The 24,149-nt window shown below is 62.5% G+C and carries 18 protein-coding genes; 12 read left to right on the top strand and 6 right to left on the bottom strand.

What is annotated here, in order from left to right; all coding sequences use genetic code 11:
* The first annotated feature begins 6 nt into the window (after window positions 1-6).
* Together AC1DJO_RS15525 and AC1DJO_RS15520 are read left to right on the top strand one after the other, a co-directional pair.
* Window positions 7-1,272: an O-antigen ligase family protein gene (locus tag AC1DJO_RS15525; protein ID WP_112390359.1), complete on the top strand. Its 1,266-nt coding sequence runs from the start codon at window positions 7-9 to the stop codon at window positions 1,270-1,272.
* Window positions 1,273-1,318: 46 nt separating this feature from the next.
* Window positions 1,319-2,326, top strand: coding sequence for an acyltransferase family protein (locus tag AC1DJO_RS15520; RefSeq protein ID WP_477971533.1), 1,008 nt, complete (start codon window positions 1,319-1,321; stop codon window positions 2,324-2,326).
* A gap of 4 nt (window positions 2,327-2,330) precedes the next feature.
* On the opposite strand, the gene AC1DJO_RS15515 is transcribed toward AC1DJO_RS15520, so the two are convergent.
* The 3 genes from AC1DJO_RS15515 to AC1DJO_RS15505 form a co-directional block, all read right to left on the bottom strand.
* Window positions 2,331-5,516, bottom strand: a complete 3,186-nt coding sequence (locus AC1DJO_RS15515) for an efflux RND transporter permease subunit (RefSeq protein WP_112518344.1) — start codon at window positions 5,514-5,516, stop codon at window positions 2,331-2,333.
* Entirely contained in the window at window positions 5,513-6,694 is a 1,182-nt protein-coding gene (locus tag AC1DJO_RS15510; RefSeq protein ID WP_477971530.1) for an efflux RND transporter periplasmic adaptor subunit, read from the bottom strand. Before AC1DJO_RS15510 ends, AC1DJO_RS15515 begins: the two co-directional genes overlap by 4 nt.
* A gap of 243 nt (window positions 6,695-6,937) precedes the next feature.
* A complete protein-coding gene (locus AC1DJO_RS15505; RefSeq protein ID WP_477971528.1) occupies window positions 6,938-8,482 on the bottom strand; it encodes a cation:proton antiporter in 1,545 nt (514 codons plus the stop codon).
* Between the two features lie 226 nt (window positions 8,483-8,708).
* On the opposite strand from AC1DJO_RS15505, the gene AC1DJO_RS15500 reads away from it, so the two are divergent.
* The 3 genes from AC1DJO_RS15500 to AC1DJO_RS15490 are packed head-to-tail and all read left to right on the top strand — an operon-like array spanning window position 8,709 to window position 11,940.
* Window positions 8,709-9,173 carry a MarR family winged helix-turn-helix transcriptional regulator gene (locus tag AC1DJO_RS15500; RefSeq protein ID WP_112390364.1) on the top strand — a complete coding sequence of 155 codons (465 nt, stop codon included), beginning with the start codon at window positions 8,709-8,711 and terminating at the stop codon, window positions 9,171-9,173.
* Window positions 9,166-10,383 (top strand): HlyD family secretion protein, encoded by a 1,218-nt coding sequence (locus tag AC1DJO_RS15495; RefSeq protein WP_112538885.1) that lies wholly within the window; start codon window positions 9,166-9,168, stop codon window positions 10,381-10,383. Before AC1DJO_RS15500 ends, AC1DJO_RS15495 begins: the two co-directional genes overlap by 8 nt.
* Window positions 10,384-10,395: 12 nt before the next feature.
* The gene (locus tag AC1DJO_RS15490; RefSeq protein ID WP_112390366.1) at window positions 10,396-11,940 is read left to right on the top strand and encodes a DHA2 family efflux MFS transporter permease subunit; all 1,545 of its coding nucleotides are present in this window, start codon (window positions 10,396-10,398) and stop codon (window positions 11,938-11,940) included.
* Between the two features lie 16 nt (window positions 11,941-11,956).
* Here the strand turns inward: AC1DJO_RS15490 and AC1DJO_RS15485 are convergent, their stop codons facing one another.
* Together AC1DJO_RS15485 and AC1DJO_RS15480 are read right to left on the bottom strand one after the other, a co-directional pair.
* Window positions 11,957-12,538, bottom strand: coding sequence for a DNA-3-methyladenine glycosylase (locus tag AC1DJO_RS15485; protein WP_477971634.1), 582 nt, complete (start codon window positions 12,536-12,538; stop codon window positions 11,957-11,959).
* Window positions 12,539-12,540: 2 nt separating this feature from the next.
* Entirely contained in the window at window positions 12,541-13,458 is a 918-nt protein-coding gene (locus AC1DJO_RS15480) for a LysR family transcriptional regulator (protein WP_477971526.1), read from the bottom strand.
* Between the two features lie 118 nt (window positions 13,459-13,576).
* Between AC1DJO_RS15480 and AC1DJO_RS15475 the strand changes: the two genes are divergently transcribed.
* Both AC1DJO_RS15475 and AC1DJO_RS15470 read left to right on the top strand, forming a co-directional pair.
* On the top strand, window positions 13,577-14,317 hold the full coding sequence (locus AC1DJO_RS15475; protein ID WP_477971524.1) for an SDR family oxidoreductase: 741 nt from the start codon (window positions 13,577-13,579) through the stop codon (window positions 14,315-14,317).
* 60 nt (window positions 14,318-14,377) lie between these two features.
* On the top strand, window positions 14,378-15,280 hold the full coding sequence (locus AC1DJO_RS15470; protein ID WP_477971522.1) for an SDR family oxidoreductase: 903 nt from the start codon (window positions 14,378-14,380) through the stop codon (window positions 15,278-15,280).
* A 234-nt stretch (window positions 15,281-15,514) separates the two neighbouring features.
* Here the strand turns inward: AC1DJO_RS15470 and AC1DJO_RS15465 are convergent, their stop codons facing one another.
* Window positions 15,515-16,426: a LysR family transcriptional regulator gene (locus tag AC1DJO_RS15465; RefSeq protein ID WP_477971520.1), complete on the bottom strand. Its 912-nt coding sequence runs from the start codon at window positions 16,424-16,426 to the stop codon at window positions 15,515-15,517.
* A 165-nt stretch (window positions 16,427-16,591) separates the two neighbouring features.
* Between AC1DJO_RS15465 and AC1DJO_RS15460 the strand changes: the two genes are divergently transcribed.
* The 5 genes from AC1DJO_RS15460 to AC1DJO_RS15440 all read left to right on the top strand — a co-directional run bounded on the left by AC1DJO_RS15460 (window position 16,592) and on the right by AC1DJO_RS15440 (window position 24,084).
* Window positions 16,592-17,404 carry an alpha/beta hydrolase fold domain-containing protein gene (locus AC1DJO_RS15460; RefSeq protein WP_112390372.1) on the top strand — a complete coding sequence of 271 codons (813 nt, stop codon included), beginning with the start codon at window positions 16,592-16,594 and terminating at the stop codon, window positions 17,402-17,404.
* A 48-nt stretch (window positions 17,405-17,452) separates the two neighbouring features.
* On the top strand, window positions 17,453-18,640 hold the full coding sequence (locus tag AC1DJO_RS15455) for an efflux RND transporter periplasmic adaptor subunit (protein ID WP_112518335.1): 1,188 nt from the start codon (window positions 17,453-17,455) through the stop codon (window positions 18,638-18,640).
* 233 nt (window positions 18,641-18,873) lie between these two features.
* Window positions 18,874-22,071 carry an efflux RND transporter permease subunit gene (locus AC1DJO_RS15450; protein WP_112390374.1) on the top strand — a complete coding sequence of 1,066 codons (3,198 nt, stop codon included), beginning with the start codon at window positions 18,874-18,876 and terminating at the stop codon, window positions 22,069-22,071.
* Between the two features lie 142 nt (window positions 22,072-22,213).
* Window positions 22,214-23,200 carry a D-erythronate dehydrogenase gene (gene denD, locus AC1DJO_RS15445; RefSeq protein ID WP_477971518.1) on the top strand — a complete coding sequence of 329 codons (987 nt, stop codon included), beginning with the start codon at window positions 22,214-22,216 and terminating at the stop codon, window positions 23,198-23,200.
* Entirely contained in the window at window positions 23,197-24,084 is an 888-nt protein-coding gene (locus tag AC1DJO_RS15440; RefSeq protein WP_477971516.1) for an NAD(P)-dependent oxidoreductase, read from the top strand. Before denD ends, AC1DJO_RS15440 begins: the two co-directional genes overlap by 4 nt.
* The last annotated feature ends 65 nt before the right edge of the window (window positions 24,085-24,149 follow it).

Genomic DNA, 24,149 nt, shown 5'->3' with positions numbered 1-24,149 from the left:
ACCGCAATGCGGATCGCCAAATCGGCACTGATCATTCCAGGCGTGAACGCGGCCTATGCCATCCCGGCGGTCGCGCTCTCGATGTTCTGCTTTGCCTATTCGATCCGTTTCGGGCAGGCGGCGATCCTGCTTTACTATGCGCTCTGGCTGCCGCTGATCGCCGTCGACTACAAGAAGGTGCTCGGCAGTCACAGCAAGTTCGTCTGGCTCTATGCCTTCGCCGTCTTTGCCTTTCTCTCGGTGTTCTGGTCGCAGGTGCCGAGCGTCTCGATGCGCGCCAGCATCCAGTATCTGACGCAGGTGCTCTGCGCGCTGATTGCGGTGCGCACCATCGATGTCAGGACGCTGACGCTGGGCGGTGTCGCCGGTGCGGCTGTCGTGCTGCTCTATTCGATCCTGTTCGGCTATTACGAATATGATCCGCTCGACGGCACCTACAGCTTCGTTGGCGCCTTCGCCTCCAAGAACCAGCTCGGCTTCTATGCTTCGCTCGGCATCATCTTCGCCTTTGCCGCCGTCTTTATCTATGGCGAGCGGCGGATCTGGGCGATGGTCTCTGCCGCTGCCGGTCTGATGGCCGCTTACTGCCTGCTTGCCTCGCAATCCGCCACCTCGGTGCTGACGACGGCCGTCATCGTCGCGTTGCTCGTCGGCATCCGCATCGTGCTGATGCTGTCGCCGCAGCAGCGCAAGCTGCTGGTGATCGGCGGTGGCGTGGCGGCGATCATCCTCGCCGTCGCCAGCGTCTATCTCGGCGTCGTCGATCTGGTCCTCGGCCTGTTCGGCAAGGATTCGACGCTGACGGGGCGTACCTATCTCTGGCAGCAGGGGATCGAAGCCTGGACGCAGCACCCAGCCTTCGGCATCGGCTATCAGGCCTATTGGGTGCAGGGCTTCTCAGAACCGGAACGTCTCTGGGAAGAGTTCTTCATCGGCTCGCGCAGCGGCTTCCATTTCCACAACACCTATATCGAGACGGCCGTCGAACTCGGGCTGACCGGGGTGCTCATACTGGCGGCGACGATGCTCGCGATGCTGTGGGGGCACCTGCGGCGGCTGATCGAGGACGTGCGCAACGACGAGTCCTATTTGCTGCTCGGGCTTGCGGTGCTGCTGACGGTGCGCTCCTTCGTCGAGATCGATGTGCTTACACCTTATAATGTCGGCACCTTCCTTCTTTATTTCTGTGCCGGAAAACTTGTCGGCGCGCGGCAGCGCTCGGCGATGGCCGAACTGCGGCGCTACGAAACCATGCCTGCCGCACATTCCTGATTCATTTCATTGCCCGCCGCTTCTCGCGGCATCTTGAGGAAACTGCATGAAGACCCTCTACGGGATCCAGTATTTGCGTGCCTTTGCAGCGCTTGCCGTCGTGGTGTTCCACGCGGCGGAACGGACCGGCGGCCATTTCGCCATCGGTGCGGCTGGGGTCGATGTGTTCTTCGTCATTTCGGGCTTCATCATGTGGGTGATCAGCGACCGGCGGCCGGTGACGCCGCAGCGCTTCCTGCTCGATCGCATCAAGCGCATCGCGCCGTCCTACTGGCTGGTCACCGGGATCATGGTGGCGGGAGCGCTCGCCGGGCTGTTTCCGAACCTGCAGCTCAGCGCCGGGCATCTCATCGGCTCCTTGTTCTTCATTCCGGTGCGTTCGCCGAGCAATGGTGAAATCTGGCCGGTGCTGGTGCAGGGCTGGACGCTGAATTTCGAGATGTTCTTCTATGTGCTGTTTGCCGGCGCGCTGTTCGTGCCGCGTCAATGGCGGCTGGTCTTCCTCACCGCCGTCTTCGGTCTGTTCTTCGTTGCCGGGCTGCTGACCGACCCGTCCTCGGCAGCACTTGCGACCTACACGCGCCCGATCATCCTCGAATTCCTCGGCGGCGTCTTCATCGCCGAATTGTGGATTCGCCGGAAAGTGGCGGGAACGAGCCTCGGGCTTGCCTGCATCGGCGCAGCACTTTGCGGCTTTGCGGCGATCTATCTGATGGGTGCGGAGTTCGACGAATCCATCTGCGGGCCACTGGCCATGGCTCTGGTCTTCGGCATGGTATCGCTGGAAACCGGCGGCAGCATCGGCCGCGTGCCCGTGCTGACCTATCTCGGAGATGCGTCTTATTCGATCTATCTCTGGCACACGCTGGCAATCTCGGTCGCCGTCAAGGCTGCCGAGATCCTCGGCATCGGCGGCGGGCTGACGCTGCTCGGCGCCATCGCTGGCGGTACGATCGTCGGTGTCGGAGCTTACGAGCTGGTCGAGAAACCGCTTCGCAGGATCTTTTCCGGCGAGGGGCTGAAGCGCCGCGGATTGCAGCGGCGCCCCTCCTGATCCCTTACTGTGCGGCTTCTTCTGCCTGCGCCGGTGGCGGCGCGGTGACTGCCGGCTTGCGCCGGTAGCGGGCGCGCAGCACCACATAGAAGACCGGCGTCAGGAACAGGCCGAAGATCGTGACGCCGAGCATCCCGGAGAACACCGCCGTGCCGAGCGACTGGCGCATTTCCGCGCCAGGGCCGGTGGCGATCATCAGCGGCACGACGCCGAAGATGAAGGCGAATGCGGTCATCAGGATCGGGCGCAGACGCAGGTGGCTGGCCTCGATGGCAGCCTCGATCGCGGTCTTGCCTTCTTCTTCCGCCTGCCTCGCGAACTCGACGATCAGGATCGCGTTCTTGGCTGCAAGGCCGATCAGCACGATCAGGCCGATCTGCGTCAGGATATTGTTGTCCATCCCGCGCAGATGCACGCCGATCAGGGCGGCAAGGATCGCTAAGGGCACGATCAGGATGATCGCCAGCGGCAGGACCCAGCTTTCATACTGGGCCGACAGCGCCAGGAAGACGAAGATTACCGAGAGCGCGAAGATATAGATCGCCGTGTTGCCGGTGTTCTTTTCCTGATAGGCGATTTCCGTCCATTCGAAGGTCGTGCCGGCCGGCAGGATGCTTGCGGCAACGCCCTCCATCGTGTTCAGCGCGCTGCCGGTCGAAATGCCGGGGGCGGCGTTCCCCTGCAGGGGAACGGAGACATACATATTATAATGCTGGACGAGCGAGGGACCCGCCGTGTCCTTGATCTCGACCAGCGTGCCCAATGGTACCAGCGCGCCGGTTGCCGAGCGGACCTTGAGCGCCAGGATATCGTCACGTTCGACGCGGTATTGCTGGTCGGCCTGCGCGCGCACCTGGTAGACGCGGCCGAAGGCGTTGAAGTCGTTGACATAGGACGTGCCGAGATTGATCGACAGCGTATCGAAGATATTGGGGATCGGCACGTTCAGCGCACGTGCCTTGTCGCGGTCGATCTCCAGGAAAAACTGCGGGCTGGACGCCGAGAAGGTGGTGAAGACGCCAGTGAGGCCGGGTGTCTGGTTGGCCTTGCCCATGATCTGATAGGCGGCCCCCAGCACGCGGCGCATGTCGGAGCTTTCGCGGTCCATGACCTGCATCTTGAAGCCGCCGGCATTGCCGATGCCGGAGATCGGCGGCGGCGGGATGGCGATGATGAAGGCTTCCTGGATACTCTGCAGGCTGCCGTAGAGCTGGCCGATGATCTGCCCGGCATTCTGGTGGTGCTCCAGCCGGTTCTCGAACGTATCGAAGGCGGCGAAGACGACGCCGGCATTCGAGGCATTGGTGAAGGTCGCTCCGCTGAAGCCGGAGAAGGCAACGGCATTCTTGACGCCCGGCGTGTTGCGGATGATCTCCGAGGCGCGCTGGACGACCGCATCGGTTCTCGCCAGCGAGGCGCCATCCGGCAATTGCACGACGACGATCGCATAGCCCTGGTCCATCACGGGCACGAAGCCGCGCGGCACGATGCTGGTCATATAATAAGTAAGGCCGAGCAGGCCCACGAAGACGAGCAGTGCGACGCCGAGCGCCGCCCAGGTCTGCACCGCATGGCGCACGATCCAGGAGTAGCCCGAACTGAGCCGGTCGAAGCCGTTATTAAAGCCGTTTGCCAGGGCATTGCCGAAACGCGAGATCGGGTTTTTCGGCTTGTGATGCGCATCATGCGGTTTCAGAACGATCGCAGCGAGCGCCGGTGACAGCGTCAGCGAATTCAGCGCAGAGATCGCCGTGGCGACCGAGATGGTGACGGCGAACTGGCGGTAGAACTGGCCTGATATGCCGGGGATGAAGGCCGTCGGCACGAAGACGGCGATCAGCACCAGCGAGATGGCGAGAACGGCGGTGCCGACCTCGTTCATCGTCACATGCGCCGCCTCGCGCGGTGTCATGCCCTTCGCCAGATTTCGCTCGACATTCTCGACGACGACGATCGCGTCGTCGACGACGATGCCGATCGCCAGCACCAGACCGAACAATGTCAGCATGTTTAGCGAGAATCCAAAGGCGAGCAGGAAGGCGAAGGTGCCGATCAGCGACACCGGGATCGCAACGATCGGGATGATCGCCGTTCGCCAGGACTGCAGGAAGACCAGAACGACGAGCGCCACGAGGATCGCCGCTTCGGCGATGGTCTTGTAGACCTCGTCGATCGACTCCGAGATGAACTCGGTCGGGTTGTAGACGATGTCGTAAGAAAGGCCGTCGGGGAAATCCTGCTGCGCGGTCTGCATCGCCTGCTTGATCGAGGCGGCGGCTGCCAGCGCGTTGGTGCCCGGGCGGGAGAAGATGCCGAGCGCGACTGCCGGCTTGCCGTTCAGATAGCTGTTGGTGACATAGTCCTTGGCGCCGAGTTCGATGCGGGCGATGTCCTGCAGCTGCACCAGACGGCCGCTCGCGGTCGCCTTGACGATGACATAGCGGAACTGGCGGGCATCCGAGAAGCGGCCTTCCGTCGTTACAGTGTACTGGAAGGCGTTGGTGCCGGAGGTCGGCGGACCGCCGATCGAACCGCCTGAGACCTGAACGTTCTGATCGCGCAGCGATTGGACGACGTCGCTCGATGTCATCCCGTATGCCGAGAGCTTTTCGGGATCCAGCCAGATGCGCAGCGAATATTCGCGTTCGCCGAAGATGATGACGTCGCCGACGCCATCGAGACGGACGAGCGTGTCGCGGATGCGGCTGCGCGCATAGTTGGATACGTAGAGCTGGTCATAGCGCGAGTTCGGCGACAGGAGATGCACGACCATCATCAGGTCGGGCGAACTCTTGGCGGTGGTGATGCCGATGCGGCGGACCTCTTCGGGAAGCCGCGGCTCGGCGATGCCGACGCGGTTCTGGACGAGGACCTGCGCCTTGTCGAGATCGGTGCCGAGCTTGAAGGTGATAGTCAGCGCCATGGAGCCGTCGGCTGTCGAATAGGAGGACATATAGAGCATGTCCTCGACGCCGTTGATTTCCTGCTCGATCGGCGTTGCCACCGTATTGGCGATGGTTTCGGCGTCGGCGCCCGGATAGGCGGTGCGCACGACGATGGTCGGCGGGGCGATTTCCGGATACTGCGCCACCGGCAGCTGGAAATAGGCGAGCCCGCCGACGATCAGCAGAACGATTGAGAGCACCGACGCAAAGATCGGCCGGTCGACAAAGAAATGAGCGAACCTCATTGGGCGAGCTCCATGCCTGCAGCTTCCGGCGGGATGTCATCACGGCTCTGGGGCAGTTCGATCAGCTGCGGCGTGATCTTCGAGCCGGGGCGGGCGCGCATCAGGCCGTTGACGACGATGGTTTCGGTGCCGTCCATGCCTTCGCGGATGGCCCTGTAGCCATAGAGCCGCGGTCCCGGCCGGACCGGCTTGGTCGAAACGGTGCCGTCAGCGCCGACGATATAGACGACGCGCTGGTTCTGGTCGGAGCCGACGGCTTCGTCGGGAACCAGGATCGCCTTGTAGGTATTCGAGGCTTCCACCTGCACGCGGCCGAAAAGGCCGGGCTGGAGCACGAGATTGGGATTATCGAAGCGGGCGCGGATGCGCATCGTGCCGGACTCGTTGTCCACCCGGTTTTCGGCGAAATCCAGCTTGCCGCTGAACGGTTTCTGGGTGGAATCGGAGATCCGCACCTGGACCGGCACGCCACCACCGCCCTGCTGCAGATCGCTGCCGCGGGTGCGGGCGGTATCGGCGAAGTTCAGCAGGCGGCGCTCGTCGACGTCGAAATAGAAGTCGATCGGATCGAGCGAGACGATGGTCGTCAGCACCGACTGGTCGGCTTGCACGAGGTTGCCGGCGGAGATCAGGCGGCGGTCGATACGGCCGCTGATCGGCGCGGTGATCTTGGTGTATTCGAGATCGAGTGCGGCGCGGTCGGCGGTTGCCTGGGCGCCGCGGACATTGGCCTGGGCGGAGACCCAGTCGCGGCGGCGGTCGTCGAGTGTCGAGACCGACTGGCTGCCGCTATTGGCGAGCGATTCCGCCCGCTTGAACTGCGTCTCGGCATATTCCTGCGTCGACTTGGCGACTTCGAGCGCGGCGTTCGCCTCGTTGACGGCGGTGATGAAGGGGCGCTGGTCGATGACGAACAACAGGTCGCCCTTCTTGACGAGCGCGCCGTCGGTGAAATGCACTTCCTGCAGATATCCGCCGACGCGGGCGCGGATCGAAACCTGGTCGACGGCTTCGAAGCGGCCGATGAATTCGTCGTTGTCGACGACCTCGCGGACGACGGGCTTGGCGACGGTGACGGGCGGGGGAGGCGGTGCGGCGGCCTGTTGGGCCTCAGCGGCGAGCGGCAGAAGAGCCGAGACAAAGCCGAATGCAATAGCGGCACGAAGAGAGTAAGGCATAGCGATCCCCCATTCTGGGCGGCCGTTATGCCGCCAATCTCATGCTGAAATGATGCGTATCATATCCACTGCTTCAAACGCGGGCGGCCGCGTCTGCAACTTCCAATTCGAGCGCCCGAGGGCGCATTGCCAATCGTCCGGGCTGCGTGGTTTTGCCGCGCTAACCGTATGAAACGGCACTATAAGCGTCACTCTGCGGAAATAGCAAACGACAATAGGTTGCAGTGCTCAGTCATGTGGTGACTACCCTTCGACGATCTGTTCCTGCCCGGGAGACGATGCCGCAAGCTCGGCCCAGTCGAGCTCCTGCTCAAGAATATGGAAGATGTCGTCATCGATCTCGTCGGTTCGCCGCATCTCCGCGAGCTTCTGGCGCTTCGCGGTGATGATACTGCGGCGCAGTTCGTCCATTTCGCTGACTTCGCGCGGATGTTCACCCTTGCGGACGATTTCGCGTTCGGAGGTATAGACATGCCGCAGGATCGCTGCCGCCTTGCTTTCCTTGCCCTCGAGCTCCGCGAGAGCGGATTCCAGCAGATCGGCACGGGCATCCGACAATCCCTTCTCCCATGAGGTGTCAGGCGCGAAGCGCAGGAAACGGATCAGCGGACCGAGCGTCAATCCCTGGATGATCAGGGTGCCGAGGACGACGCCAAGGGCGCTCAGCAGGATCACGTCCCGCTCTGGAAAGTCGAAGGGCAGGGCAAGTGCGGCGGCGAGCGTTACGAGGCCGCGCATGCCGCACCAGCCAGCGACGATACTCATCGCCAATGTCGGCGGCTCCTGCTTTGTCGTCTGTCTCATCCGCCGCCTGGTCATCACCACATTGTAGCCGAGCACCCAGAGCATGCGGACGCAGACGACGGTGATGAAGACGGCGAGAGCGACCGTCAGGGCGTAGGTGCGCCGGCCCGGCTCCATGTCGAGGAAGATCTGCCGCGCCTGCAGTCCCATCAGCAGGAAGGCGACGACATTGAGCAGGAAGACTGCCGCTTCCCATACGGAATAGGAATGGATGCGATGGCGGGCGCTTTGCCGCTCGGGCATGTAGCGGGCGATCACCATGGCATAGACGACGATCGCCAGGATGGCGGAAAGATGCAGACGCTCGGCAATGATCCAGGTGCCGAAGGTGGCGACGAATTCCAGCAGCGTGCCGCCGAGCGTGCCTGCCAGTCTGGTGCCGATGATCATGTAGAGCCGCCCGGCGGCATAGCCGATGATCATGCCACCCGGTATCGCCAGCGCCAGTTCGGGCAGCGTTCTGGCGAAGAAGGCCGGGCTGGTGGCGGCGGCGACCGCGGCGGTGAAAATCAGCAGCGAGACGGCGTCGTTGAGGAGGCTTTCGCCTTTCAGCACCACATAGGTTTGCCGGGGGAGATCGAAGCGGTCGAGCATGGCAGTAGCCGCAACCGCATCGGGCGGCGCGACGATGGCGCCCAGCGCGATCGCCGCCGCGATCGGAAGCCCTGCCATCCAGATGCCGACCGTGGCGACGGCTGCGGTCGTCAGGATGACGGCGATGGCCGCGAGCGAGATCAGCGGCAGCCAGTTCTGGCGCAGTGTCCGCGGCGGCAGGTCGTATGCGGCGTCGAAGAGGGCGGGCGCGATGAACAGTGCCAGCGCCAGCTGCGGATCGATGCCGATCTCCGGTGCCCAGGGGACGGACGCGACGGCGAGACCGGCGATCGCCAGCATCGTCGGGTAGGGGATCAGGAATTTCCGCGACACCTGGAGAAAGACGATGGCAACGAGCAGCAGCGTCAGCATGCTTTCGAAAAATGCCATGGGTCCCCCTATCCGCCTGCAGGGTATGATCTAGCGCGCTGTCGGCGCTTGGCCATGCCTGTGACGGGAGCGCGGGAGAGGCCGCGGCATCAATCTTCGCTTGACGGTGCACTGCGGCATTTTAGCCGCAGCTGCTGAATCTGAGGTGGCTGATCTTGTGTGTCAGCCATGCTCAATATATCTACCAACATTATAAGCACACTTATTAATAGCTGGCACAGATTTCATGAACTCTAACCCGACCCTTGGCTTCCTTCTCCACGACGTCGCCCGGCTGCTGCGCAAGCGGTTCGAGCAGCGCGCGAAGTGCCTTGGCCTGACGCGTTCGCAGTGGCAGACGCTTGCCTACCTGTCGAACAACGAAGGCATTCATCAGGGCGGGCTGGCTGAAATTCTTGAAATCGAGCCGATCACGCTGGTGCGCATTCTCGACAAGCTCGCCGAACGCGGGCTGATCGAGCGGCGCCAGCACCCGACCGACCGGCGTATCTGGCTTCTCTACATGCGCGAAGCCGCGCATCCGATCCTCGCGGAAATGCGCGAGCTCGGCGATGTGACGCGGGCCGAAGCGCTTGCCGGCGTCACAGCGGAGCAGCGTGAAGCGCTGTTTGCAATCCTATCCGAAATGAAGACGAACCTTGTAGTGGCGTGCCGGACACCGGTCGCTGAAAAAGAGCAGAACCATGGTTAAGAAAATCCCCCTCCGCGTTGTGTCCGATGCCAACGCAAAGACTGCCGAAGAAATCGAAGCTCCCAAGACGCAAGAAACGGTAGCGGAAGCGCCTTCATCCAATTCAGCGCCCGCTACTGCTGTCGCTGCGCCTGGCGGCACCACGGTCCGCCGCCGGCGCAGCCTCACGCGCCCGATCCTGTTCGCGTTGCTGCCCCTGGCCCTCATCGTCGGCGGCTATTATTATGTGAACGGCGGCCAGGTGATGTCGACCGACAACGCCTATATTCAGGCCGACATGGTGGGCATCACCACCGACGTCTCTGGTATCGTCGACAAGATCAACGTCCATGAGAACGAAACGGTGAAAGCCGGGCAGGTGCTCTTCAGCCTGCAGTCCGACGCCTTCAAGATCGCGCTCGATGGCGCCAAGGCGCAGCTCGGCGTGCAGCGTAACCAGATCGCCAACCTGAAGGCCAGCTACCAGCAGTCGCAGGCCGAGATCACCCAGGCCGAGGCCGATCTGCCCTATTATCAGGATCAGTTCGACCGCCAGCAGAACCTCGTCAACAACGGCAGCGCCACGCAATCTGCCTATGACGAAGCCAAGCACAATCTTGAGGTCGCCCAACAGAAGGTATCCGTTGCCAAGGCGGAGGCCGCAACGACGCTTGCCCAGCTCGGCGGCAATGCCGATCAGCCGGTGGAGCAGAACCCGCTCTTCCTGCAGGCCAAGTCGAATGTCGACAATGCCCAGCGCGAGCTCGACCACAGCACTGTCAAGGCGCCGTTCGATGGTGTCGTCACCAATGTGAACGCGCTGCAGGTCGGCTCCTATCTGCAGGCGTCCGCGCAGGCCTTCTCGCTGGTTTCGACCAACAATCTCTGGATCGCCGCCAGCCCGAAGGAAACCGAGCTCACCTATGTGAAGCCCGGCCAGGAAGCGACCGTCTATGTCGATACCTATCCGGGCGTTTCCTGGAAAGGAAAGGTCGAGAGCATCAGCCCGGCTTCGGGTTCCAGCTTCTCGCTGCTTCCTGCGCAGAACACCACGGGCAACTGGGTGAAGGTCGTGCAGCGTATCCCGATGCGCGTCAGCATCGAGGATGCTGCAGGCAAGCCGCCGCTCCGCGTCGGCATGAGCACGGTCGTCGATGTCGAAACCGGCCATGCCCGCGGCCTGCCTGATTTCGTCAACAAGCTTCTTGGGCGGCCTGTGAGCCACCAGTAAAGAGTTATTGCCATGAGCAACGCTCCCGCATCCCCGGCAACCCCGGTTGCCAATCGCGGCGCGATCACGGCCTGCGTCATCCTGGCCGTCATCATGCAGGCGCTGGATACGACGATCGCCAACGTTGCGCTGCCCTACATCCAGGGCAGCGTCTCGGCCTCCGCCGACCAGATCAACTGGGTTCTGACCTCCTATATCGTCGCCGCCGCGATCATGACGCCGCCATCGGGCTTTCTTGCGGCCAAGTTTGGCCGCAAGAACGTGCTTTTGACGGCGATCGTCGGCTTCGTCGTCGCCTCCGTCCTTTGCGGTCTGGCGCAGTCGCTGAACCAGATCGTTGCCTTCCGCCTTTTGCAGGGCCTGTTCGGCGCCTCGCTGGTGCCGCTGTCGCAGGGTATCCTGCTCGATATCTACACAGCTGAGGAACGCGGTTCGGCCATGGCGCTGTTCGGCGTCTCAGTCATGGTCGGCCCGGTTCTCGGGCCCGTCATCGGCGGCTGGCTGACCGACAATATCAGCTGGCGCTGGGTCTTCTATATCAACGTGCCGATCGGTGCCCTGGCCTTTGCCGGGATCGTCATCTTCGTGACGGAAACCAAGAGGGATGCGCTGGCGAAGCTCGACTGGTTCGGCTTCGGGATGATGAGCCTGTTCATCGCTGCCCTGCAGCTCTTCCTCGATCGCGGCGAGCAGCTCGACTGGTTCTCGTCGGGCGAGATCATGATCGAGGCGATCGTCTGCGCCGCAGCCTTCTATCTGCTCGTCGTGCATACGCTGACGGCGGAGAAATCCTTCGTCAATCCGCGGCTGTTCCTCGATCAGAACTTCTCCGTCAGCATGATCTTCATCTTCGTGGTCGGTATCACCTATCTGGCCTCGCTGGCGCTGATGACGCCCTATCTGCAGACGCTGATGGGCTATCCCGTCATCACCGCCGGTATCGTCATGGGTCCCCGCGGTCTTGGGACGATGCTCTGCATGTTCATCGTCGGGCGGCTGATCGGCAAGGTGGATTCCCGCTGGCTGCTGGCGCTCGGCCTCGCGCTGACCGCCTGGGCGATGTACGACATGACCGGCTGGACGCCTGATGTCTCGCAATGGACGATCGTCTCCACCGGCTTCATCCAGGGTGCCGGCCTCGGCTTCCTGTTCGTGCCGCTGACGACGATGGCGTTTTCGACCTTGCCGGCGCAGATGCGCGGCGATGGTACGGGCCTCTACAATCTCTCGCGCAATATCGGATCGTCGGTCGGTATCTCGATCGTGTCGGCGCTGATCGTCGAGAATACGCAGAGCAACCATGAATCGATCGCCGCCTATGTGACGCCGTTCAACCATGCCTTCAACGCGGCGGCGGCTCAGGGCCTGAGCCCGCTGACGGCCGCCGGGCGGGCGTCGCTGAACGAGGTCATCACGCTGCAATCGACGATCATTGCCTATATGGACGATTTCAAGTTGCTGATGCTGATGTCGCTCGCCGTCATGCCGCTGGTCTTCCTGCTGCGCAAGCCGAAGGCGGCCGCGCCGCCGATGGATCATGCAGCCGTGATGGAATAGCTCCTGCGCGCAGCAACTACCGGAACGGCTTGCTGAGATAACGCGATCCCTGAATGCCGAAGCGCCATGGTGCTTCGGCATTTTTCGTGATGCCGATCCGCTTGCCCGAAACGATGGGAACCGGGGAGGAAGGGAAGAGCGCATAGGGCTCCCGGTCGAGCGGCCGGTCGTTGATGGCGATGCCGATGTCCATGGCCTGACAGAGCTTGCCCGGGCCGCTGCACAGGCTTGTCAGCTGATCCGTGCCGCGGCGCTCGGCCATCTCGGCGATGCCGCTTTCCGGCTCGATGGCACGGATGAGAACGGCCGAGCCCGGGGTGCAGACGAAGTTCAGGCACCAGTACATGCCGTAGATGCGGTAGATATAGACATTGCCCGGCGGGCCATACATCGCGCCGTTCCGCTTGGTCGGGCCGCGAAAACTGTGTGAGGCCTCGTCATCGCGAAAATAGGCTTCGGTCTCGGTGATCCGCCCGCCCATGCCGTTGACCAGAAGGTGACAGCCGAGAAGATCCCGGGCCACGGCGATCGCATCGCGCTCGAAGAAATCGCGAAGCGTCCCGCCTTCCAGAGGTGCTGCGCCGATCGGTCCCTGCATATTCAACTGATGCCCTCGCTATCGGCCGTCCGCCGGTGCTCTGCAAAGATCTTCACCAGCCAGTCGATGAAGACGCGCACGCGCGGCGAAAGCTGGCGGTTGCGCGGATAAAGAAGTGAGACCGGCGTTTCCGTCAAGGGATAGTCTTTCAGGATCTGCATCAGTTCACCCGAGGCAAGGTGGCGCTCGGCGTGATAGCGCGGCACCTGGATGATGCCGAGGCCACAGCGGGCGGCGGCATGCAGGCTCTCGGCGGCATTCACCGAGATCGTCGCGGGTATGGTGATCTCGCGGACCTTGCCGTCGACGATGAATTCCAGCGGCATCAGCGTGCCTGTCGCCGAAGAGCGGAAGCCGACCATGCGGTGGCCGTCCAGCCGGTCGGGATGTTCGGGCATGCCGTGGCGGGCGAGATATTCGGGCGAGGCGAGCGTCATCTCCTCAAGCATGGCGACGCGGCGGGCGATCATGTCACTGTCTTGGGGGATGCCGACGCGCAGCACGCAATCGATGCCTTCGCGCACCAGATCCACCAGCCGGTCGCCCTCGCTCATGTAGAACTCAATATCGGGATAGGTCTTCAGAAACGACGGCAGGCTCGGTAGCACGAAATGCCGGGCCAGCGTGCCGTGCACATCGACGCGCAGCATGCCCTTCGGCTTGGCACCGGCAAAAGCACCTTCGGCATCCTCGATATCGGCCAGGATCGACAGACAGCGCTGGTAATAGGCCTCGCCATCGAGCGTCGGGCTGACATGCCGGGTGGTGCGTTGCAGGAGCTGGACGCCGAGCCGGGCTTCCAGCTGCTTGACCGCATCCGTCACCGTCGAGCGCGGCAGGCCGGTATCCTCGGCGGCAGCGGTGAAGCTGCGGCGCTCCACAACGCGGGAATAGACCCGCATGGCATCGAATCTGTCCATTTTGTTCGGCTTATCCGGATAGTGATGCCGAACAATGCCCGATTATCCGAAAGAGGGAAAGGGCCATCTTCTTCTCATCGAAACGCGCTGAAGCGCAGATCACTGAAGGAGAAAGAAGATGGCTACTCAGGACAACAAGGTCGCTCTCGTTACCGGCGCCTCGCGCGGCATCGGCGCGGCAATTGCCGAACGCCTCGCCAAGGACGGCTTCACCGTCGTCATCAACTATTCGGGCAATGCGGCGCTCGCCGAGGAGCTTGCCGCCAAGATCGAGAAGAACGGCGGCAAGGCGCTGACGGCGAAGGCCGATGTCAGCGATGCAGGGGCGGTGCGCCGGATGTTCGATGCAGCGGAAGCTGCCTTCGGCGGCGTCGATGTCCTCGTCAACAATGCCGGCATCATGATGCTCTCGACGCTGGCTGATGCCGATGACGAGAACTTCGACAGGCAGATCGCCGTCAACCTGAAGGGCACGTTCAACACGCTGCGCGAAGCCGCGAAGCGCCTGCGCAATGGCGGCCGGATCGTCAACTTCTCGACCAGCGTCGTCGGCCTGAAGCTCGAAAGCTACGCCGTCTATGCCGGTACCAAGGCTGCCGTCGAAACGATGACCGGCATCATGGCCAAGGAAATGCGCGGCCGCGGCATCACCGTCAACGCCGTCGCACCGGGACCGACTGCCACCGATCTCTTCCTTAACGGCAAGTCGGACGAGCTCGTCGCCCGCATGGCGAAGATGAACCCGCTGGAGCGTCTCGGCACGCCGGAGGATATCGCCGCGGCCGTGTCGTTCCTCGCCGGTCCCGATGGCGCCTGGATCAACGGCCAGGTGCTGCGCGCCAATGGCGGCCTGATCTGATCGATCCCCGGGGGCGGCATCGCTGCCTCCCTTCACCCCAAGAGCACAAGGAGCAGGACAATGAGCAAGCAAGTTATCGTCGTCACAGGCGCGTCGAGCGGCTTCGGCGCGATGAGCGCCCGTGCGCTCGCCAAAGCCGGCCACACCGTCTATGCCGGCATCCGCGCCACCACCACCCGCAATGCCAAGGCCGTTACCGATGCGGCGGCTTTCGCCAGGGACAATAATGCGGACCTGCGCAGCATCGAGCTCGACGTTACCGACGATGCATCGATCGAGCAGGCGGTCGCAAAGATCGTTGCCGAAAACGGTCGGCTCGATGTGATCGTCCACAATGCCGGACATATGTCCTTCGGCCCGGCCGAAGCCTTCACGCCGGAGCAATATGCCGAGCTGTTCGACATCAATGTTCTCTCGACGCAGCGGCTGAATCGTGCCGCGCTGCCGCAGCTTCGCAAGCAGGGCAGGGGTCTGATCGTTTGGGTTTCCTCGTCGAGCACCCGCGGCGGCACTCCGCCGTTCCTGGCGCCCTATTTCGCCGCCAAGGCGGCGATGGATTCGCTGGCGGTTTCCTATGCCAGTGAGCTGACCCGCTGGGGCATCGAGACTTCGATCATCGTTCCCGGCGCCTTCACCAAGGGCACGAACCATTTCGCCCATTCCGGCTCGCCGGCGGATATGGCGCGGACTGCCGAATATCTTGATGGTCCCTACAAGGGTGTTTCTGACAAGGCGCTGCAGGGCCTGGCGTCGCTGGAACCTGAAGATGCCGATCCGGAAGAGGTTGCCCGCGCGATCGTTAATGTCGTCGGCAAGCAGTTCGGCGAGCGCCCGTTCCGCGTCCATATCGATCCGTCGCAGGATGGAGCGGAGATCGTCAACGGCGTTGCCGATCGGGTCAGGGCCGAACTTTTCTATCGCGTCGGTCTCGAAGACCTGCTGAAGCCTTCGGTGATCGGCTGATCGGCGCTTGATTGTTGCAATTTTGCGAACACTGCTATGCGAATCAAACGCCTTACAAACTCCGCAATAGGGCATATATCTATTGGGTAAGGGGCGACGGAAAGTCTCCGTTCCGAAGCCCGCCTCCCGGGTCCGCCGAGCCATTTCCCCTGGTGACGCGGTGGACCACCAAATTCAAAGTCGATGATTGACGGCCCGTTGAAGGTATCCCTCCCTTCCGGGCCGTTTTCATTTTCAGGGGTCGTTCAGCTTGGCATCGGCCAGCAGCTTCACCATCCAGTCGACGAAGACGCGCACCTTGTTGCTGAGGTGACGGTTCGGCGGATAGACGATATAGAGTGGCAGCGGATCGCGCGTCCATTGCGGCAAAACCTCCACCAGCTCCCCTCTCTTAATCGCGTCGCGGGCCATGAACCGTACCGTCTGGCCGATTCCCAGCCCCGTCGTCAGCGCCGTCATGAAGGTGCGGGCGTCGTTCACGGCTAGCATATAGCGCGGTGTGATCTCCAGATGATCCTCGTCGCGATCGAATTCGAAGGGCATTGTCCGGCCCGTCTGGGCGCGGAAATAGTTGATCGTATAGTGGTCGTTCTCGAGGTCCTGCGGCCGCTGCGGCTCGCCGAATTTCTGGATGTAGAGCGGTGCGGCGCAGGTGACAATTTCGAGTTCGGATACACGCCTGGCGATCAATGACTGATCAGCAGGGGTGCCGGCGCGCAGCGCGCAATCGACATTCTCTGCAAGGTAATCGACGGTGCGGTCGCCGACACCCAGATCGATGCGGATATCGGGGTATTTCTGATAGAAATCGCAGAGTGCCGGGACCACGATGGAATCGGCGAAAGCGCCAGCCATTTCAACGCGCAAGCGGCCGGTCGGCAGGCTTTGCGAATTGGAAAGGCTGCCATCCAGTTCTTCCAGTTCCGAGACGATCTGCGAGGCGCGTTCGTAGTAGAGCGCGCCATCGGTCGTGACCATGACGCGTCTCGTCGTACGGTTGAGAAGCTTGGTGCGCAGATGGGCCTCGAGGCCCTGGATCAAATTGGTCACGGTGGCCTTTGGCATCGACAGAGTGTCGGCGGCCCGTGTAAAGTTACCCGTCTCCACTACGCGGATGAAGGCGCGCATTGCCGAGAGCTGGTCCATGATGGGATCTCCACAGTTTGCACTGCGATATTATTCGAAATACGGAACAGTGTAATCAGAATGGCGGTTCTTATTCCGTGGCCTGAATAACAATATGTTTTTTACAAGTTTGGCAAGCCGTGGCGTTTCGTCATGTGTTATGCGGCTAACAGGATTACAAGACTGATGACGGTGCAGGTGAAAGACATGGTGTTCGAGAAGGTGGCCATCGGCCCCGTCTCTACGCGCGTCTATCAGGGCGCCGAATACGGCAAGGGTTCGCCGATCGTCTTGTTCTTTCACGGCGGCGCTTTTCAGGGCTCTGGTCTTCAGGACAGTGCCGTGGCCGAAAGCATTGCCAGCGCCGGTGCTATCGTCGTCGTTGCCGATTACAACGCGCCGCTCGGCGGTGTTTTTCCGAAGCCGCTCGAAGTTGGCTATTCGCTCTTCTCCTACATGGCCAACAAGCGGGCCTCCGGTCTTGGCGACCGCAACTCGCTGCTCCTGGTGGCCGGTGAAGAGGCGGGCGGCAACATCGCTGCCGGCGTGGCGCTGAAGGCGCGTGACCATTACGCCAATGCGCTGAATGGCCAGATCCTGATTTCGCCGCTGCTCGATCCTTTCATGGGAACCTCGTCGATCCGAAAGGCCGATGTCGCAGGCATGCGGCAGCGCTGGACGGAAGGCTGGAGCCATTATCTCAGCGGCGGCGGCTGCCACCCTTATGCGGCACCAAGCCTCTGCTCGCGAATTTCGGGTGTCGCGCCGGCACTGGTCATGACAGCAGAAGACGATCCCCTTCGCGACGAGACGCTTGGCTATGCCGCGCGTCTCAAGAAGGCGGAAGTTTCGGTTCGCCAGCACGTTCTCCCCGCCGGGAAGGGCTGGCCGTCAATCTACGGCGGGAAAACGGAAGGAGTGTCCGACTGGCAGGCGACTATCAGCCGTGAGTTCGGAAGTTTCATCCGCGAGTTAAGCGTCCAACCCCAATTGCATTGAAGTCTTGTTGTGAATGAGCGGCCGTTGAGGCCGCAAGGAGAGATACCGATGACGTCCAGAAAGAAGCGCTGGGCCCTCGTGGGCGCCGGCTTGGGCCTTGCTGCGTCTGTTTCAGCCGCTGCCATCTTTTTCGAACTGCCGATGAGCACGGTCGCGACCGCCGCTTCGGAACCCGCGCAGGCTCCCGCTGTGCCGGTTACCGTCGCCCTGGTCCAGAACCGTGACGTCACCGCCTGGGAGAATTTCTCGGGCCGTCTCGAAGCAGTCGATCGCGTTCAGGTCCGTCCCCGCGTTGCGGGTGCCATCCAGTCCGTGCATTTCCGGGAAGGCGCGTTGGTGAAGACCGGCGATCTGCTCTTCACCATCGATCCGGCACCTTACCAGGCAGCCGTGGCGCAGGCGCAGGGCCAGGTGGCCTCGGCCGATGCCAAGGTCAGTCTGGCGCAGACCGAGCTCGATCGCGGCCATCGGCTTTCCGACAACCGCACGATCTCGCAAAGCGATCTCGACCAGCGTCAGAGCACGCTGGCCGAAGCGCAGGCGGGTCTCCGGTCGGCTCAGGCAGCCCTGCAGTCGGCCCAGCTCGACCTCGACTATACGCAGGTGCGGGCTCCTGTTTCCGGCCGCATCGGCAAGTTTGAAGTCACCGTCGGCAATCTCGTCGCCGCCGGTTCGGCGTCGCCCGAACTGACGACGCTGGTTTCCGTCGATCCGATCTATGCGAGCTTCAATGCCAGCGAAGAGATGGTCACCAAGGCCCTCTCCGAGCTTCCGGCAACGGATGGCGCCTTGCCTGCCGTCGAGCAGATCCCGGTCGAAGTCGGCACGCTTGCCGATGATGGCACGCCGATCAAGGGCAAGCTGCAGCTCGTTGACAACGTCGTCGATGCCGCAAGCGGCACGATCGCCGTTCGCGCCGTCTTCGACAATCCGGGCGGCAAGCTGATCCCCGGCCAGTTCGTGCGGGTCCGCATGGGCCAGCCGAAGGCCGAGAACAAGATCGTCATCAGTGACCGCGCCGTTGGCACCGACCAGGACAAGAAGTTCGTCTTCGTCGTCGATGGCGACAACAAGGTCGGCTACCGCCAGGTCAAGCTCGGCGCCATCTATGACGGCCAGCGCGTCGTCGAAGACGGTCTGAAGGCCGGCGAGAAGATCGTCGTCAACGGCCTGCAGCGCATCCGTCCGGGCGCCGTCGTCGCGCCGCAGATGGAAGAGAAGGTCGCGACCAACTGATCGCGGCTTAAGGCCCCTCCCCAACCCCTCCCCACAAGGGGGAGGGGCTAGCCAGAGGAACCGTCGAACCGCCATTGCGCAAGACGGTGCAGCGGGTCTTCTCCCCCCTTGTGGGGGAGATGGCCGGCAGGCCAGAAGGGGTCTTTCTACACATTCATACCACCCGCCGGCGGCCTCCCAAGCCGCCGGAATGGGACGTTGCATTCCACGTTCATCCCGGAGAGGGCTTTGATATGAACATCTCCAGATTCTTTATCGACCGGCCGGTCTTTGCCGGCGTGCTGTCGGTCCTGATCGTCGTCGCAGGTTTGATCGGCCTGCGCTCGCTGCCGATCTCGGAATATCCCGAGGTCGTGCCGCCGTCGATCGTCGTGCGCGCCACCTATCCCGGCGCCAACCCCTCGGTCATCGCCGAGACGGTGGCAACGCCGCTCGAAGAGCAGATCAACGGCGTCGAAGGCATGCTTTACATGGCAAGCCAGGCGACGTCGGACGGCGTTCTCAACGTCACCGTCACCTTCAAGCTCGGCACCGATCCCGACAAGGCGCAGCAGCTGGTGCAGAACCGCGTGTCGCAGGCCGAGCCGCGTCTGCCGGCCGAAGTTCGCGCGCTCGGTCTGACGACCGTCAAGAGCTCGCCGAACTTCATCATGGTCGTCAATATCGTCTCGACCGGCGGTGATCACGACATCACCTATCTGCGTAACTACGCGACCCTGAACATCAAGGACCGCCTTGCCCGTATCGAGGGCGTCGGCCAGGTGCAGGTGTTCGGCGCCGGCGACTATTCGATGCGTGTATGGATCGACCCGCAGAAGGCTGCCGAGCATAATCTCGCCGCCAGCGACATCAGCAACGCGATCAGCTCGCAGAACGTTCAGGCCGCTGCCGGTATCATCGGCGCGTCGCCGAGCCCGCAGGGTGTCGACCTTCAGCTGAACGTCAATGCCCAGGGCCGTCTGCGCACGCCTGAGGAATTCGGCAACATCATCGTCAAGACGGGGGCCAACGGCCAGATCACCCGCCTTCGCGACGTTGCCCGCATCGAGCTCGGTGCGGCCGACTATACGCTGCGTTCGCTGCTCGACGGCGAGCCTGCCGTTGCCGTCGCGGTGCTTCAGGCCCCTGGTTCGAACGCCATCCAGATCGCCGATAACGTCAATGCGACGATGCAGGAACTGCAGAAGGCGATGCCGACAGGCGTCAAATACGAGATCGTCTATGACACGACGAAGTTCGTTCGCGCCTCGATCGAGAAGGTCATCGACACGCTGCTCGAAGCCATCGCGCTCGTCGTGCTCGTCGTCATCATCTTCCTGCAGACGTGGCGTGCATCGATCATTCCGCTGATCGCCGTCCCCGTGTCGATCATCGGTACGTTCGCCGTCATGTATGCCTTCGGCTTCTCGATCAACGCGCTCAGCCTGTTCGGGCTGGTGCTGGCGATCGGTATCGTCGTCGACGATGCGATCGTCGTCGTCGAAAACGTCGAACGAAACATCGAGGCGGGTCTCAGCCCGCGCGCCGCCACCTACAAGGCGATGAAGGAAGTGTCCGGTCCGATCATTGCGATCGCCTTGGTGCTGGTCGCGGTCTTCGTGCCGCTCGCCTTCATCTCCGGTCTGTCCGGTCAGTTCTATCGCCAGTTCGCGCTGACGATTGCCATTTCGACCGTCATCTCGGCCTTCAACTCGCTGACGCTTTCTCCGGCACTCGCAGCCCTTCTCTTGAAGGGGCATGGTGCGAAGAAGGACTGGCTGACGCGGTTCATGGATGCGATCTTCGGCTGGTTCTTCCGCGGCTTCAACCGTGCCTTCGGCTCGGGCTCGAATGCCTATGGCAAGGGCGTCGGCGGTCTCCTGTCGCGCAAGAGCATCGTCATGGTCATCTATCTGGCACTGGTGGGGGCAACCTATAGCCTGTTCACCGCAGTGCCTGGCGGCTTCGTGCCGTCGCAGGACAAGCAGTATCTGATCGGCTTTGCCCAGCTGCCGGATGCCGCCAGCCTTGACCGCACCGAAGACGTCATCAAGCGGATGACCGATATCGCGTTGAAGCAGCCGGGTGTCGCCAATGCGATCGCCTTCCCGGGCCTGTCGATCAACGGCTTCACCAACTCGTCCAACGCCGGCATCGTCTTCGTGACGCTGAAGGATTTCGACGAGCGCAAGACGCCTGATCTTTCGGGCGGGGCAATCGCCATGGCGCTGAACCAGAAGTTCGGTGTCATCCAGGACGCCTTCATCGCCATGTTCCCGCCGCCGCCGGTCAACGGTCTCGGCACCACGGGTGGCTTCAAGCTGCAGATCGAGGACCGTGCCGGTCTCGGCAACCAGGCTCTCGACGAGGCGACCAAGGCCGTGCTCGCCAAGGCCTACCAGACGCCGGAACTCGCAGGCATCTTCTCGAGCTTCCAGATCAACGTGCCGCAGCTCTACGCCGATCTCGACCGCGCCAAGGCCGAGCAGCTTGGGGTTTCCGTCACCGACGTCTTCCAGACGCTGCAGATCTATCTCGGCTCGCTCTACGTCAACGACTTCAACGCCTTCGGCCGCACCTACAGCGTCCGTGTACAGGCCGATGCCAAGTTCCGGGCCCAGCCGGAAGATATCGGTCAGTTGAAGGTTCGGTCGGCATCCGGCCAGATGATCCCGCTTTCGGCCTTGCTGAAGGTCGATGCCACGACCGGTCCGGAGCGCACGAACCGCTATAACGGCTTCCTCGCTGCCGACATCAACGGTGGTCCGGCCCCGGGCTTCTCGTCTGGACAGGCACAGGCTGCGATCGAGAAGATCCTGAAGGAGACGCTGCCATCCGGCATCGACTTCGAATGGACGGATCTGACCTATCAACAGATCCTTGCCGGCAACTCGAGTGTCGTCGTCTTCCCGCTGGCCCTGCTGCTGGTCTTCCTCGTGCTGGCTGCCCAGTATGAGAGCCTGACACTGCCGCTGGCGATCATCATGATCGTGCCGATGGGTGTGCTTGCCGCCTTGACGGGTGTCTGGCTCACCGGTGGAGACAACAACATCTTCACGCAGATCGGCCTCGTGGTCCTTGTGGGTCTCTCGGCGAAGAACGCGATCCTGATCGTGGAATTCGCCCGAGAACTGGAGTTCGAAGGACGCACGCCGGTGCAGGCGGCGGTCGAAGCGAGCCGCATGCGTCTTCGCCCGATCCTGATGACCTCCATGGCCTTCATCATGGGCGTCGTGCCGCTCGTTACGTCGACTGGTGCGGGCGCCGAAATGCGCGCCGCCATGGGTATCGCGGTGTTCTCCGGCATGATCGGCGTGACCTTCTTCGGCATCTTCATGACGCCGGTGTTCTACGTGCTGCTGCGCAAGCTGGCTGGCAATCGCCCGCTGATCCAGCACAACGACAACCATCCGGTGGATGAAGAAGACCATATGAAGGTCGCAGCTGAGTAAGCGGCAACCCCAGAGTGAAACAGGAAGGCGGGACATTTAGTCCCGCCTTTTTCATTTGCATCGACCCGTCAGCCGGTTAGTCTTTGATGAACGTACATCGGCCGGTGGAGTTAGGCCGATGAAGCGCATAGCGGAGGAATGCATGCATATCGCGATTATCGGTGCGGCCGGCATGGTCGGCCGCAAGCTGACGGCGCGTTTCGTCGAGGACAAGGTTCTCGGCAGCGCGGAAATCTCGGCCCTTTCGTTGATCGACGTCATCGAACCGGAAAAGCCGGCGGGGTTTGCCGGTACGGTGAATGCCTGGGCATCCGACATTTCAGCGCACGGTGAAGCAGCGAAGATCGTTGCCGGCCGGCCCGACCTGATCTTCCATCTGGCAGCGATCGTTTCGGGCGAAGCGGAGCTCGATTTCGAGAAGGGCTACCGGATCAATCTCGACGGCACGCGCGAGCTTCTCGAAGCAATCCGGCTCGCGCATATCGAGGATGGCTACAAGCCGCGCGTGGTCTTCACCTCGTCGCTCGCAGTCTTCGGTTCACCCTTCCCGAAGGTCATTCCCGATGATTTCCACCAGACGCCGCTGACCAGCTACGGCGCGCAGAAGGCGATGAGCGAGCTGCTGCTGTCCGACTACAGCCGCCGCGGTTTCCTCGACGGTATCGGTATCCGGCTGCCGACCATCTGCATTCGTCCGGGTAAGCCCAACAAGGCGGCTTCGGGCTTCTTCTCCGGTATCCTGCGCGAACCGCTCGCCGGACAGGAAGCCATCCTGCCGGTGCCGGATACCGTGCGGCACTGGCATGCATCGCCACGCTCGGCCGTCGGCTTTCTGCTGCAGGCGTCGCGGATCGATCTCGCGCCGCTCGGCGCGGCGCGAAGCCTGACCATGCCCGGCGTCAGCGCCACTGTTGGAGAGCAGATCGAGGCGCTGCGCCGCGTGGCTGGGGACAAGGCGGTGAAGCTCATCCGCCGCCAGCCCGACGAACTGATCATGCGCATCGTCTCGGGCTGGCCGGAAGCTTTTGAAGCGAAGCGCTCGCGCGCGCTCGGTTTCAGCGCCGACAGCTCCTTCGATGAGATCATCCGCATTCATATAGACGACGAGCTTGGAGGCAAGATCGGATGAGCAGCACACGGAACATCGCCTTCCTCGGCACCGGCCTGATGGGCGGGCCGATGGCACGCCGGTTGCTGGGCGCGGGCTTTGGGCTCACGGCCTGGAACCGGGATGCCAGCAAGGCTGCGCCACTTTCGGCTGACGGCGCGCGCATTGCAGGTAATGCAAGTGAAGCGGCAAAGGGCGCGAGTATCGTCTTCACCATGCTGTCGGATGGCAATGCCGTTGAGGACGTCCTCTTCAACCAGGGTGTTGCGGCAGCGCTTGCCGCAGGTGCGGTTGTTATTGACTGCAGCTCCATCGCGCCCAAGGCGGCGCGGGATCATGCCCAGCGCCTTGCCGAACGTGGCATCCGGCATATCGACGCGCCGGTTTCCGGCGGTGTCGTCGGTGCAGCAGCCGGAACGCTGGCGATCATGGCGGGCGGGGACGGGGCTGTCATCGCCGAACTAGCAGATGTCTTTTCGCCTCTCGGCCGCGTCACCCATGTGGGCCCCACCGGAACCGGGCAGCTTGCCAAGCTCGGCAACCAGCAGATCGTTGCTGTGACCATCGGTGCCGTTGCCGAAGCGATGATGCTGGTGGAAGCCGGTGGCGGTTCACGCGAGGCGTTTCGCAATGCGATCCGCGGCGGTTTCGCCGAGAGCCGTATCCTCGATCTGCATGGCCAGCGCATGGTCGATCATAATTTCGGCACCGGCGGCCCTTCGAAGCTGCAGCTCAAGGATCTGAACAATATCCTGGCTGTGGCAGAGAGCCTGTCGCTGGCATTGCCACTGACAGAAACCGTGCGCGCCGAGTTCGCCGAATTCGTCGCGGGCGGCGGCGGCGACGTCGACCACAGCGGCATTCTCCAGCATTTCGAGGACAAGCATTCGCGCGCCAAGCGGTGATACAGGGTGCTTGATTCTCAAGTGAAAATACGATCCCGGCACAACCCATGAGCGTTTTTGTGACT

It is taken from the genome of Rhizobium sp. 05N430 (assembly GCF_056396985.1).
The sequence above is the reverse complement of the archived record's forward strand: the minus strand, read 5'-3'. Positions and strand labels throughout refer to the sequence as shown.